The following is a 13,557-nucleotide window of genomic DNA, read 5'->3' on the forward strand; positions in this document are numbered from 1 at the left end:
TGAAGGAACACCTTCTTTTTCACAATTCATCCATTGTCTTTACAAGCTTTTTGACGGTCCAGCCAGCGCCGGGCAGCTACCGCCAGCTCTCCAGGGTCATTCTCCAGGGTCCGGTCCTGGACTCGATGGAGCAGGACCGGCATCAGTTCCCGCAGCTGCATGGGAGAAGCCCCCAAAGCTAAGGCATCCCGGCCGGAAAAATCCAGATCAGAAGTATGGACCGGCATGAGATACGCCATCTTCACCAGGCGCTTCCCATACATCTGGGCATGGATCACGTCGTTCTGGCCCGCATTGGTGGCAGCCACATCCGCCACGCAGACCGCCGTCAGCTGTTTGAAGGCTTCGGCCATCTCCTTATTCACCCGGAAATGGCCGCTGCGGGCTTCCTTCCTGAGCCAGCGCCAGGTCTTATCATCCTCCTGGGCACTGATGAACCCAAAATGCATGTGATTCTGTACCAGCCATGCTACCCGGTCCACGGTTTCCCGGGGAAGCCGGAGCCGTTCCAGGATCCGCCGGGCCAAGGCTGCTCCCACCACTTCATGGCCATGATCACAGGGCTGGCCTTCCCGGTTGATGCCCCGTACCCCATCCATCCCCTTGGCCACGTCATGGAGCATGATCCCCCAGCCCACTTCCAGGCTCCGGTCCCCTTTGTCCAGGGCCACCGCCGTATGCTTCCAGACATCGAAGGGATGGAACTGGGGATTCTGTGCCAGTCCTACCAGATGGCTCAGTTCCGGCAGGATAGGGACTGTATCGTATTTCCCTTTGCTTCGGACCCTGCAGCTTTCAGCAGCCAGGCCACTCTTCACCATGAGTTCCATTCCTTCTCCGGCGTAGGTCCCCATGAGCAGCTTATTCAGTTCCGTCCTCACCCGTTCCAGGGAAAGCCCCCGTACCTTTTCCAGATTATGACCGATGGCCGGCAGGATCCCTGCATCAGGAGCGAACCCCAGCTGGGCCACGAACCGGCAAGCCCGGAACATCCGCAGGGCATCTTCTGAAAACCGCTGGTCCGCATCGCCTACTGTCCGGAGGATCCTGCCCCGGAGATCATCCAATCCGTTGAAGCAGTCGGTGATCTTCCCATCTTGGTCCACCGCCAGGGCATTGATGGTAAAATCCCTGCGTCCCAGGTCTTCTTCCAGGGTATCGCAGTACCAGACCTGGGCCGGCCGATGGGCATCGGCCTTACCATAGGCTTCGTTCCGATACGCGGCCACTTCCACTCCGTGACGGTCCACCCGGAGGATCACCACCCCGAAGTTCTGGCCCAATTCGCTGACGACGGGAATATCCGCAGTGGCCGCGACCGCCTTGATTTCCTCCGGCCGGGCATTGGTCACCACATCATAATCATCCGGGACCCGTCCCAGGAGCATATCCCGCACAGCGCCTCCCACCACATAGGCTTCGAAGCCCTGGTTCAAGAGGACATCCATGACTTTTTTCACATAAGGAGGGATACTCAGTTTCATTTCCCAGCCTCCTCTCTGCCGGGTAGCTCATGGTCCACGGTCAGAAGCGTGAAGACACCGGTTTCCAGAGCCGGATCACTGGCCAGCTTCAGGCTGCAGTGGAATTCCTGTTCCATGTCCTGGAGCCCCTGCTGCCGCAGCCACCTGTAAACGAGGGGATGGACCGTCAGCAGCAGGGAATGGCTCATATTCCCCTGCAGGAAGCTGCTCCGGAGACGGCGGCGGATCTCCACATAGACAGTTTCTGGTGATTCCACCCGTCCGCTGCCCCCACACATGGGACAGGATGCGTAGAGGATGCTGGACAGGTTCTTCCGGGCCTTCATCCGGGTCATTTCTACCAGATTCAGATGGGTCAGGTCGATGACTTTGGGCTTCATCTTATCCGAAGCGAATTCCCGCTTCAGGATCTGGAGGATCTCCGCCTGTTCCTCTTCCCGGTCCATATCGATGAAATCCGCCACGATGATGCCTCCGATATCCCGCAGCCGCAGCTGCCGGGCGATTTCCCGGGCGGCTTCCCGATTGGTAGCCAGGCTGGTGGCATCCCGGTCAGGGCCGGTGGAAAATTTTCCGCTGTTCACATCGATGACCGTCATGGCCTCGGTATAGTCAAAGACAAGATACCCGCCGCCCGGGAGCCATACTACCCGGTCCGACAGGCTTTCGATGTCCTTGTCCAAACGATAGAAAGAGAACAGATCTTCCCGGCCCCGGTACAGTTTTACCTGGATCTGGGGCAGCCCCATATCCCGGAGCATCTCCTGGAGACGGGTACAGGTCTTTTCATCATCCACGATGATCTGTTCCACTTGGTCCGTCACATAGTCCCGGACCAGCCGGATGGACAGGTCCAATTCCCGGTACAGCAGCCCGGGGCCCCGGCCCACTTTGCTCCGGCGGAGCAGGACGTCCCAGTTGTGGAGCAGTTGCTCCAAGTCGGCCCGGATCTCGTTTTTCTCCGCATGGGCGGCCGCTGTCCGGAGAACCACTCCCATATGATCCGGTAGCAGTTCCCGGGCCCATTCCCGGAGTTCCTTCCGTTTGGTCTTGCAGCTGATTTTCCGAGAAAGGCTGACCCGGCTGCCATAAGGTTCCAGGACCACATAGCGGCCCGGCAAGGTGATTTCCCGGGTTACTGCCGGTCCCTTGTTGCCCCGGGCATCTTTGATCACCTGGACCAGGAGCATCTGCCCTTCAGACAGTTTTTCTCCTTTCTTCAGGGTCAGGAAGCCGTTCTTCCCGGTATTCAAGTCCACAAAAGCCGCCTGGATCCCCGGCACCACGTTACTCACCCGGGCCCGGTACACATTGCCTACCAGATTGTCGGTGCTGTTCCGCTCCACCGCATAATCCCGGAGCTGGTCCCCTTCCACCATTCCCATGCGGGTCTCTTCCGGCCACACACTTACATATATGGTATTCATGGGCGGCCTCTCAGCCCTCTCCGATCAGGGGGACCTTCCGGCCTTCTCCATCCCTGCTGTAGAGATCCACCCGCCGGATGTCAGCCTGGGCAAAGACCAGGGGGACCTGGAATCTCTCTTCCAGGACCTGGAGGAATTCAGAAGCCTTCATGCTGCCAGTGGGGGTGATCCGGATATCGAAATGGAGTTCCAGGCAGCCATCCTGCCAATGGGCGCTGACTTGGGGGATATAAAATTTGACATCGATGGTCTTTGGTTTCCCCTTACCTTTTTTGTGGGCCTTTGTATAAGAGACTTCCGGAGCCGCCGCAAAAGCCTCCATCTGTCCTACCGGATCAGCGGCACAGGGGACCCGCACTTCATAAGAAGCTCCTTGGGCCTGAGCCATCAGCTTCGGTGCTTTGTCGTCCGCCAGGTCTGCCCGGACGATGTGGATCCCCATGGGCAGTGCAGCAGAAAGAGCTTTGACCAAATCCGCCAGAGGGCGTTCTTCCGCCAGACGGATCTCAGCAAATTCACAAGAACTGGTGACGCCCACACTGAGGGCGGAAGCCAGGGAAAATTTCATATGGGGATTGAAGCCTTCGGAATAGGCCACCGGGATCCCGGCTCGGCGGATGGCTTTTTCGATGCTCCGCTGGTATTCCAGATGGGAAATGAAACGGATGCCCGGTTCTTTGGTGATCTGCAGCCGTAGCTTCATGCCTTCCCCTCCTTCCAGTCGATGATATGGATGCCCAGTTTCTGGCAGACCCCGCAGCCGGTGCAGGTATCCCGGCGGCAGTCATGAGTCAGGGCCGCCTCCTGGGCTTTTTCGTATTCACTCCATAAAAACTGCCGACTCACCCCGCAGCTGGTATGTTCCCAAGGGAAGATCTCCTCTTTGCCCCGGGGACGGCTGTTGTAGAAGTCCGTGGTCAGGCCCGCATCCTCTACGGCCTGTTTCCATCGGTCATATTCAAAGAACTCGCTCCAGCTGTCGAATTTGGCGCCCCGCTGCCAGGCCAGATAGATGGCCTTTCCCAGGCGCCGGTCACCCCGAGCCAGGACCCCTTCCATCAAGCTGGTCCGGGAATCGTGATACTGGAAATGGATGTTCTTCAGGTTGGCGAAGGCATTTTTCAGCAGCATATGCTTCCGGTCGAACTCTTCTTTGGTATTCTGCCCCACCCACTGGAAAGGGGTATAAGGCTTAGGCACGAAATTGGATACACTGACGGTGACCCGGGCGCCCATATGGCCGGTGATTTCCTTGTATTTCCACTGGACCTTCTGGGCCAGTTTGGCAATGGCCAGCACATCTTCATCCGTTTCTGTAGGCAGCCCGATCATAAAGTATAGCTTCACCTGGGACCATCCGTTTTCAAAGGCAGCCCCTACGGCATTCATCAGGTCCTCTTCCGTGACTCCCTTGTTGATCACGTCCCGCATCCGCTGGCTCCCAGCTTCCGGTGCGAAGGTCAGGCCGCTTTTCCGCACCGCCTGGACTTCCTGGGCCAGTTTCACAGAAAAGCTGTCGATCCGCAGGGAAGGCAGCGACACGCTGACCCGGTCCTTCCGGAAATCCCCCAGCAGCTCCCGGATCAGAGGTTCCAGATGGGAGTAATCCGCTGTACTCAGGGAAAACAGGGAGATTTCATTATACCCAGTAGCAGGGACCAGCTTTTTAGCCAGTTCCATCACCGTTTCCGGCTTCCGTTCCCGGACAGGCCGATAGATGATCCCGGCGTTGCAGAACCGGCAGCCCCGGCTGCAGCCTCGGAACAGCTCCAGCATGATCCGGTCATGGACCGTATCGCTGTAAGGGACGATGGGATGGGTGGGGAAATCCAAGGCATCCAGGTCCTGCTCTGCCCGTTTATACACCACTTCAGGGGCTGTGGGCTCCAATGCCTTTTTCCCTGTGATGGTGCCATCTTCTCCATAGGTGATTACGTAGAAGGAGGGCACATAGACCCCCTGGGTCCGGGAAACCCGGCGCAGGAACTCCAGCCGGCCGCCCGGCTTCCCTTCCCGCTTCCAGTCTCGGTACAACAGGGTCACTTCCTGGATGATCCGTTCCCCATCCCCCAGCATACAGAAATCCAGGAAATCCGCCAGAGGCTCACTGTTGAACACGCAGCAGCCTCCAGCACAGACGAAGGGATCATCCAATCCGCGGTCTTTGGCCAGGATAGGGACTCCGCCCAGGTCCAGCATATTGAGGATATTGGAATAGGACATTTCATAGAGCAAGGTAAAGCCCAATAGGTCGAACTCCTTCAGGGGCCGGGTGTTTTCCAAACTGGACAGCACCAGCCCCCGTTCCCGCATCTTCGCCTCCATATCCACCCAGGGAGCAAAGGCCCGTTCCGCCACCACTCCAGGCAGCTTGTTGAGGATTTCATAGAGGATCTTGAAGCCCAGATAGCTCATCCCGATTTCATAGGTGTCAGGGAAAGCCAGGCAGAAGGATACTTCCGTTTCCTCTTCCGGTTTGACGATGCTGCCGAATTCCATGCCGGTATACCGGGCCGGTTTTTCTACAGCACTGAGTATGTCGATGGGTAAATCTTTTCGCATAGTTTCTCCTTAGTGAAAACGCAGAGTCTGGTGATGGGCATTGATGTTCAGCAGCAGGGTCACCATCAGCATATTGGTGGTCAGGGAGCTGACCCCATAGCTCATAAAGGGCAGGGGCACCCCGGTCACCGGCATGATGCCGCTGGTCATGCCCACATTGACCAGGATATGGAACAGGAACATGGAGACCGCCCCCACAGCCAACAAGGTCCCAAAATCATCGGACGCATGCATAGCGATGGACAGTCCACGGTAAATGACCACGCCATACAGGAGCAGGATGAGGGTAGTCCCAAGGAAGCCGAATTCTTCTCCCGCTACGGCAAAGATGAAGTCCGTATGGTTTTCCGGCAGGAAATTGAGCTGACTCTGGGTCCCGGCAAACAGGCCTTTGCCAGCAAAAAGCCCGGACCCGATGGCGATCATGGACTGGATCACGTGGTAGCCGCTGCCGTAAGGTTCCAGTCCGGGATTCAGGAAAACCCGGATCCGGTTCCGCTGGTATTCGTGGAGCATCTTCCAGACCAGAGGAGCTGAAGCCAGTCCCAGGCCGCCCATAATCAGGAAATACCGGATCCGGAACCCGCAGACGATCATGGTCCCCAAGAGGATGGCCAGGAATACCAGAGAAGTCCCCAGATCCGGCTGCTTCATGACGAACAGGAAGGGCAGCAGCACGTAGCCGAATACCGGCAGCCAGCTGCGGAAATCTGTCAGGAGGGGCAGCCGGTCATCCACATAGGAAGACAGGCCGATGATCATGATGGCCTTAGCGAATTCACTGGGCTGGATGCTGATAGGCCCGATCTGGAGCCAGCGCTGGGCCCCCAGAGCGCTTTTGCCCACCAGCATCACCGCCAGCAGCATGAGGATGTTGAAGATGTACAGGGGCCGGGCCAGGCTTTTCAGGATCCGGTAATCGAAGCGCAGGAGGAAGGCCCCCAGCACCAGGTTGATACCGGCAAAGCTCAGCTGGCGCACCACGTAACTGTAGCGGCGGGGACCGGGGATATTGGCATGGGTGGCACTGCCGATCAGTACGACCCCGATGGCGATCAGCAGCAGGACGCTGAATAGCAGCGGTTTATCGATTTTCCGAAAATACTTTTTCCATGAATGAAACCAACGCATATTTTCTCCTTATTTTTTGGTGCCCTGCCGCCGCACCCGAGGATCGGTGAATACATACTCCAGGATACTCTTGACAATGGGCGCTGCAGAAATGGTCCCGTAGCTGCCCTGTTCCACAATGCAGACCACCACCAATTGAGGCTTCTTGGCCGGAGCATAGGCAATGAACCAGCCGTGCTCCAGTCCGTGGGGGTTTTCTGCCGTACCGGTCTTGCCGGCCACGGGCACAGGCAGGTTCTTCAGGAAGGCAGCGGTCCCCCCTTCTTCCGTTACCGCTTCCAGGCCGTCCTGGATCAGTTTCAGGGTAGATTCGGAAATAGGCAGTTTCCCCTCCTCTTCCGGTTCAAAGGTCTTGGCCACACTGCCGTCATCGTTGAGGATCTTACTGACCAGATGGGGTTTGTACCGTTTTCCGTCGGTAGCCACGGCACTGAGCATTTCTGCCACCTGGATGGGCGTGGCCAAGGTGAAGCCCTGCCCGATGGCTGTATTGAAGGTATCTCCCAGATACCAGTCATCATCGAAGACTTTCTTTTTGTAGTCCGGAGTGGCGATAAGCCCCTGAGCTTCCCCGTGGAGGTCGATCCCCGTGGTCTCTCCAAAGCCGAATTCCCGAGCGTACTTGTCCAAGAGATCGATGCCCACCCGGTTCCCCATTTCATAGAAATAGACGTTGTCGGAAGCCGCCAGGGCCCGTTTGAAATTGATATAGCCCAAGGCTTCCCCGCCGGCATTCCGCATATCGATGAGCCAGTGACGGCCGGAGTCGTAGATCAGTTCATCCGGGGTCACTTTCTTTTCTTCCAGCGCCGCAGACCCGGTGACGATCTTGAAGGTGGATCCGGGAGGGTATTCCCCGGCGATGACCTTGTCCGTCATGGGATGGAAAGGATCCGTGGTCAGGTATTTCCAGTTCTTTTCACTGATCCCGTTGACGAACCAGTTGGGATCGAAGCCCGGTCGGGAAACCAAGGCCTTCACTTCCCCATTATTAGGATCCAGGGCCACCACGGCGCAGCCTCGGGCACCGATGGCTTTCAGCTGTCGGTCCACCGCTTCTTCCGCGATCCGCTGGAGCTTGGCATCGATGGTGAGTACCAGTCCCTGACCCGGTTTGGGATCTACCTTGTCCATGATCTGGACCACCCGGCCGGCTACATCCACTTCTTCCCGGTAGCTGCCGTCTTCTCCCCGGAGGTAGGAATCATAGTAATTTTCCAGGCCGAATTTCCCGATGATGTCTCCTGCCTTCAGTTCGCTGTAGGCTCCCTGGGAAATTTCATAGTCGCTGATTTCCCCCACATAGCCCAAGGCGTGGACGGCCAGGCCTTTGTTGGGATAATTCCGCACCGGCTGGACTTCCAGCATCACTCCAGGCAGATACCGGAGATTCTCTTCCACTTTGTCCACCACTTCCGGAGACGCATTCCGGACCAGCCGGATGGGTTCCGAGCTGCCCCCGGAAAGCCGGATGGTCTCCTTGATTTCAGACAGAGGGATATGGAGCAGCTGGGACAGCCGTTTCAAAGTCTCTTCCGGATACGCATCTGTACGACGGACCAGAGAAACCATGACTCCCGGCTTATTGTTGGCCAGTTCTTCCCCATTGCAGTCATAGATGATCCCCCGGGGGGCCAGGATCCGGGTATACCGGGTCCGGTTCCCTTCTGCCTGACGGCGGTACTGGGCCCCTTTCAGGATCTGGAGATAGAACATGCGTCCGATGAGGACCAGGATGATCAGAATCCCAGCCAGCATCATGAATTCCAAACGGTAAGCGTATTTTTTGTTCAGCACGGCAGACTCCTATAGATGATAATAATAATCCATGCGGCTGCGGACCCGTCTCTTCAGCTTATGATAGCAGAACCACAGGATCGGAGCCACAGCCAGATTCCAGCCCATGCATTTCAAGGCAGCCGCAGCCAGGGGCAGAAGGGGGAGCCAGCGGCCCAGTGCCACACACAGGAACAAGCCTCTGGCCACCTGGAGCAGCAGGGTCACCAGAGCCGTGAGGATCAGATAGGTAGGCAGCCGGTCAGCAAACATGTTCATCCGGTTCTTCCCCACCAGGTAGCCGATCAGTGTCCTTGTGGCCAGATGCCAGCCAAAATAACTGAACGTGACAACGTCCAATAAAGCGCCAATACCCAGTCCGTACACTGCGCCCTTCCGTTTTCCCTGGTCCATGGCATAGAGCAGGAGAAACAGCAGCAACAGGTCTGGGGACTGGGTGGTATTGAAAAACAGGAACCAGTGATTTTCCAAGGTGAACAGGAACAGGGTGAACAGCAGCCAGGCAAAGCCGATCAGTACCATCATTTCCCTCCTTTGCCGTTCTGGTCATCAGGATCCTTCCCTTCCTTGCGCAGGAAGTCAGCAAAGCCCTGGAAATTGGTGATCACTCGGGCTTCTTCCAGATGCCCATAATCCACAGAGGGCGAAATGGTCGCCATTTTGGTCAGGCCGCCCGTATCCATCTGCACATCTTCTACCGTGCCGATGACCAAGCCTTCCGGATGGTAGCCGCTATACCCGCTGGTCACGATGGTATCACCCGGCAGGATATCGGCGTTCCGGCTCAGATTGCGCATTTCCAGCAGGAGATCCGGTCCGGCCACTCCATTGACGATGCCGGCAGCCCGGGAATCTCCCCGGAGATTCAGTCCGCCGATCCGGCTGCGGGGGCTGGAAATCAGAAGGACCTTTGCCCTATGGGGATAGACACCGTCCACGATCCCGATGAGGCCGGACGCGTTGACCACGGGCATATTCACCTGGAGGCCGTCTTCCTTCCCCTTATCGATCAGGATCACATCCTTGAAGTCCCCCAGGTCGCGGCTGATGACCTGCGCTGAAACCATGTTCCACTTGGGATGGAGATTGCTGAATTTCAGCAGTTTCCCCAACCTTTCGTTTTCTGCTTTCATCCCCATCAGCTCAATATTGTTCTGCCGGAGTTCTTCATTTTCTTTTTTCAGGGCAGCATTTTCCTTTTCCAGAGAAGATTTAGATGCAAAGTAGTTCCCGGAGCCCTTGACCCCGCTGCCGATCCCTCCCACCACAAAACTGATAGGCCGGGTCAGGGTGGACAGCACCGTATTCACTGCAGGAAAACGGTGGAATGCGTCCCAAAGCAGGCATCCTGCCAGCAGCAGGACAGCCAGCAGGACTCCCAGTCTGACTTTCTGTTCCTTCCTCATAGGCAATACTTCTCTCCATTATACATTCCGGCGGGGGTGCTGCCCTCTCCGGAACAGATTCATATGTCCGGCAGCGATGCCGGTCCCTTTGGCCACACAGGAAAGGGCATTTTCTGCCACCCAGACCCTGAGGCCGGTTTCCCGGCTCAGCAGCCAATCGAAATTCCGCAGCAGGGCGCCTCCGCCAGTCAGGACGATGCCCTGCTCTGCCACATCCCGGGCCAGAAGATCTGGAAGCTGTTCCAAGAGCGTCCGGACACAGTCCACCATCCGGTGGACGGGTTCCCATATAGCTTCCCGCATCTGGTTCTGATCAATGGTCACGCTCCGGGGCAGCCCGGTGATCAAATCCCGTCCCCGCAGTTCCATAAAAGCCGGCGGAGCCGTTTCCCGCACCGTACCGATTTCGATTTTTGCCTGCTCCGCCTGGAGACTCCCGATAAGAAGATTATACTTTTTCTTGCTATACTGGACAAGGGCCTCATCTAGGCTCCGGCCTCCACACCGGAGGAGCCGGGAAAGAGCCACCTTTCCCTGGGCCAGTACGGCGGCTTCCGTAGCGCCGGCTCCCAATTCCACTACCATACAGGCCTTCGCTTCCCGGACCGGGATCCCTGCTCCCAGAGCAGCCGCCAAAGGAGTCTCCAGCAGATAAGCTTCTCCGGCGCCGGCTTCCATCGCTGCATCCAGGACAGCCCGCCGCTCCACACTGTTGACCCCGCAAGGCACACTGATCACCAGACGAGGCCGCAGCAAAGGGCGCCGTCCCAGCGCCTTATGCAGGAACCCTTTCAGCATCAGACGGGCATAATCGAAATCTGCGATGACCCCATCTTGGAGAGGCCAGATCACAGAGATCCCGGAAGGAGTGCGGCCCTGCATCTGCCGAGCTGCTTTTCCTTGGGCCAGGATCTTGCCCCGGCGGGTCTCCACCGTCACAGCGGAAGGTTCGTCCAGGATGATCCCTTCTTCTTTCAGGCAAATCCGGGTACGGTCCGTCCCCAGATCCACTCCCATGTCAGTGGAGAACGACCCTAGCAGGTCCAGCATTCCTTCCTACCCCCTTTTACAGCAAACCGTGTTCTTTGAAACTATAATAAACCCCATCCCCGATGATCAGATGATCCACCAGAGGGATCCCCATGACTTTCCCCGTATCCCACAGGGTCCGGGTCAGTTCCCGGTCCTCCCGGCTGGGGCTGGGATCCCCGGAAGGATGGTTATGGACGGCCAGGATGGCCGCTGCATGGTGGAGCAGCGCCGGAGCAAAGGCCTCCCGGGGATGGACCACCGAGGCATTGAGAGAGCCTTCTGAAATCGGTTCGATTCCCGTTACTTTTCCTTTGCTGTTCAGCAGCACCACCAAAAAATGTTCATGATTCTCGTACCGGAGCCGGGGCATCACCAGCATAGCCCCATCCTCCGGGCAATGGATGGCTTTGAAAGGCTGGCTTTCCGCGCCTGCCAGCCTGCGCCCCAGTTCCAGCGCCGCCAGGATCACCGCAGCCTTAGCCGGACCGATGCCCGGGATCCGGGTCAGTTCCCGGATATCCTGGGTGCGGGCCAGCCGGGCATCCTTCAGAAAATCTCCCGTCAGTTCCCGGGCGATATCCAAGGCGGAATGGTCCTTCCGCCCACTGCCGATCAAGATGGCCAATAATTCTGTAGTCGTCAGTACTTCCGGGCCATGAGCCATCAGCCGTTCACGAGGCCGTTCCTCCGGAAGCATCTCCCGTATGAGATAGTGCGTCATCTTCTGTCACATCCAATTCTGCAAAGAGTTTTTTCAAGGCTGCTAAAGGAAGTCCCACCACATTGCTGTAGGACCCGTTGATGGTTGGAATGAAAAGAGCGGCTTTCCCCTGGATGCCATAAGCTCCGGCCTTGTCCAGAGGTTCGCCTGTACGGATGTATCCTGTGATGTCTTTTTCAGAAAGAGGAGAGAACTGTACCTGTGTAGTCTCCACATGGGTCAGCACTTTTCCCCGGTAGAACAGAGCCAGGCCTGTAAGGACCTGGTGGCTCCGGCCGCTGAGTTTCCGGAGCATAGCGGCAGCCTCCTGAGGGTCCCTGGGTTTTCCTAGGATCTCTCCCTCCAGGACTACCACTGTATCAGCTGCCAGGATCGGGACCTGATCCCCCAGCCGGCGGCACACGTCCCGTCCCTTGGCCAGGGCGTTGTGGCAAACTAGCTGGGCTGGATCCCGGTCCGTTTTTTCTTCTTCACAATGGCTCACCACCACCCGGGGCTCCAGGCCGATCTGCCGGAGCAGTTCCAGACGGCGGGGGGAGCCGGACGCCAGAATCAGTTCCATATGCCTCTCCTATAGTTTGTGGAACAGGATCCCTGCCAGGATCATGCCCAGGACAGCTGCCAGATTGGGGGAAAAATCAAGTCCCACGGTCAGTTTGGCGATATACAGATCGAAAACCGACGGAGGAACGGTCAGCACCTGGTATTTCCGGACCAGATAATCAGTTGCCCCGCCCAGAGGCTGGGAAGCCTGCAGGCTGTCGCCCAGAAGCCCCCCGATGACAGCTCCCGCCGCCAGGACCAGGAGCAGCGTCAGATGATTTTTCCCCAGCATCGGTCAGACCTCCACTTTGTTCCCTTTGGCATCATAGATCTCTCCATCACTATAATAGCCTGTGATGGTCCATTGTTCCACTTTGGCATGGACACTTTTCCGGAAGTTCCGGGCATAATACAGTCCCAGGGCCAGCCATACCAGCATGCTGAGCACCACCATCTGCCAGACAGGGATGGAAAAGAAGTGAGCGATGGCCCGTCCAAAAGCGGCTCCCGCCACGGCGGTCAACGCTGGGATCCCCCAGATGATCATTTTCATTCTCTTTTCGTCCAGGCTCTGCTTCCCCACAATGACCCGGGTCCCCTGTTTGGCTTTGCAGGCGTTCCAGCAGTCCAGCAGTTTCGGCCGCTGTTCTCCCGGTCTCTGTTCGATTTTTACTTTGGCGCGCTGTTTGTTCACCGCAATGATTTTTCCTACATAGATGTTGCTCATGTCCTTGACTCCTTTATTCTGGAAAATCTAAAAACTGATTGGGATACCGCCGGGCCAGCTGATCGATCAGTGCATCGCTGGATTTGAACAGCAGGGCGCACAGTTTTCCCTTTTCCCGGTATACCAGGATCCTCTGCGGATGGGGGTCCAGGGAAGAATATCGATGTACGTACTTCCTGATGGCGGTTTTCCGGAAGAAGCTCTTTTTGTAGTGATTGGAAAAACTTTCCAAGTCCTTCAGGTACACCGTCATGCGCCGTTCCAGTCCCAGGCCGTACATCACTACGATGAGACGGTCCTCTGTGAGCAAGAGGCTGTACTGGAACAGACAGCGCCAGCACCAGAGGATGAGAAACAGGAGATTGTATCCCCAGCCCATCAGGCTGAACTGTCCCAGGCCGAAAGTATGGTACCCTTCATAGGCCCAGCTGGCAGCGATCAGGGCCAGGACTCCCCACTGGAACATTTTCCGTCCGGAGCTGCTCTCTGAATATTCCTTATATCCTTCCAACTTCTTCTCCTTTGCTCTTTCCGCATGGTAAAAAAACATATCCCATTTATTATAACAAAAAATCCTTTAATAGAAAGGCGTTTTCTGCAAAAAAAAGGTTCTATAATAAATGTTGGGGTCTTGTGGACACTCCTGTTCACAAGACCCCTTGTCTTACGATAAAATAAAGACATATCTAAGCTACATTTCACCTCAACCACCACGAAGAACTGAAAG

Annotated in this window: 14 protein-coding genes; all 14 read right to left on the reverse strand. The window is 56.8% G+C overall.

All coding sequences use genetic code 11. From position 1 onward, the window contains the following. Positions 1-26 precede the first annotated feature (26 nt). Genes ACTUHY_RS06320 through ACTUHY_RS06385 form a run of 14 tightly spaced genes read right to left on the reverse strand, consistent with a single transcriptional unit; the run spans position 27 to position 13,296 of the window. Positions 27-1,484, reverse strand: coding sequence for a CCA tRNA nucleotidyltransferase (locus tag ACTUHY_RS06320; RefSeq protein ID WP_442827039.1), 1,458 nt, complete (start codon positions 1,482-1,484; stop codon positions 27-29). After that, complete coding sequence (locus tag ACTUHY_RS06325; RefSeq protein ID WP_442827040.1) at positions 1,481-2,911, reverse strand: Rne/Rng family ribonuclease; 1,431 nt, start codon at positions 2,909-2,911, stop codon at positions 1,481-1,483. The genes ACTUHY_RS06320 and ACTUHY_RS06325 overlap by 4 nt, the downstream gene beginning before the upstream one ends. Positions 2,912-2,921: 10 nt before the next feature. After that, complete coding sequence (locus tag ACTUHY_RS06330; protein WP_442827041.1) at positions 2,922-3,614, reverse strand: TIGR03936 family radical SAM-associated protein; 693 nt, start codon at positions 3,612-3,614, stop codon at positions 2,922-2,924. After that, positions 3,611-5,473, reverse strand: coding sequence for a TIGR03960 family B12-binding radical SAM protein (locus ACTUHY_RS06335; protein WP_442827042.1), 1,863 nt, complete (start codon positions 5,471-5,473; stop codon positions 3,611-3,613). The genes ACTUHY_RS06330 and ACTUHY_RS06335 overlap by 4 nt, the downstream gene beginning before the upstream one ends. A 9-nt stretch (positions 5,474-5,482) precedes the next feature. Then, a complete protein-coding gene (rodA, locus tag ACTUHY_RS06340; protein ID WP_442827043.1) occupies positions 5,483-6,604 on the reverse strand; it encodes a rod shape-determining protein RodA in 1,122 nt (373 codons plus the stop codon). 9 nt (positions 6,605-6,613) lie between these two features. After that, entirely contained in the window at positions 6,614-8,401 is a 1,788-nt protein-coding gene (gene mrdA / locus ACTUHY_RS06345) for a penicillin-binding protein 2 (RefSeq protein ID WP_442827044.1), read from the reverse strand. Positions 8,402-8,410: 9 nt separating this feature from the next. Further along, positions 8,411-8,926 (reverse strand): rod shape-determining protein MreD, encoded by a 516-nt coding sequence (mreD, locus tag ACTUHY_RS06350; protein WP_442827045.1) that lies wholly within the window; start codon positions 8,924-8,926, stop codon positions 8,411-8,413. Next, entirely contained in the window at positions 8,923-9,807 is an 885-nt protein-coding gene (mreC, locus tag ACTUHY_RS06355; RefSeq protein ID WP_278673729.1) for a rod shape-determining protein MreC, read from the reverse strand. Before mreC ends, mreD begins: the two co-directional genes overlap by 4 nt. Before the next feature lie 18 nt (positions 9,808-9,825). Beyond that, positions 9,826-10,857: a rod shape-determining protein gene (gene mreB / locus ACTUHY_RS06360; RefSeq protein WP_442827046.1), complete on the reverse strand. Its 1,032-nt coding sequence runs from the start codon at positions 10,855-10,857 to the stop codon at positions 9,826-9,828. Between the two features lie 16 nt (positions 10,858-10,873). Continuing rightward, positions 10,874-11,560: a RadC family protein gene (gene radC, locus ACTUHY_RS06365; protein ID WP_278673727.1), complete on the reverse strand. Its 687-nt coding sequence runs from the start codon at positions 11,558-11,560 to the stop codon at positions 10,874-10,876. Further along, positions 11,511-12,122 (reverse strand): Maf family protein, encoded by a 612-nt coding sequence (locus ACTUHY_RS06370; protein WP_442827047.1) that lies wholly within the window; start codon positions 12,120-12,122, stop codon positions 11,511-11,513. Before ACTUHY_RS06370 ends, radC begins: the two co-directional genes overlap by 50 nt. Positions 12,123-12,131: 9 nt before the next feature. Continuing rightward, a complete protein-coding gene (locus tag ACTUHY_RS06375) occupies positions 12,132-12,395 on the reverse strand; it encodes a DUF4321 domain-containing protein (protein ID WP_278673725.1) in 264 nt (87 codons plus the stop codon). A 3-nt stretch (positions 12,396-12,398) separates the two neighbouring features. Further along, a complete protein-coding gene (locus tag ACTUHY_RS06380) occupies positions 12,399-12,830 on the reverse strand; it encodes a SoxR reducing system RseC family protein (RefSeq protein ID WP_278673724.1) in 432 nt (143 codons plus the stop codon). A 13-nt stretch (positions 12,831-12,843) separates the two neighbouring features. Continuing rightward, a complete protein-coding gene (locus tag ACTUHY_RS06385; RefSeq protein ID WP_442827048.1) occupies positions 12,844-13,296 on the reverse strand; it encodes a hypothetical protein in 453 nt (150 codons plus the stop codon). Positions 13,297-13,557: the final 261 nt, after the last annotated feature.

Source organism: Acidaminococcus nyctereutis, assembly GCF_052216985.1.
GTDB classification, from domain to species: Bacteria; Bacillota; Negativicutes; order Acidaminococcales; family Acidaminococcaceae; genus Acidaminococcus; species Acidaminococcus fermentans_A.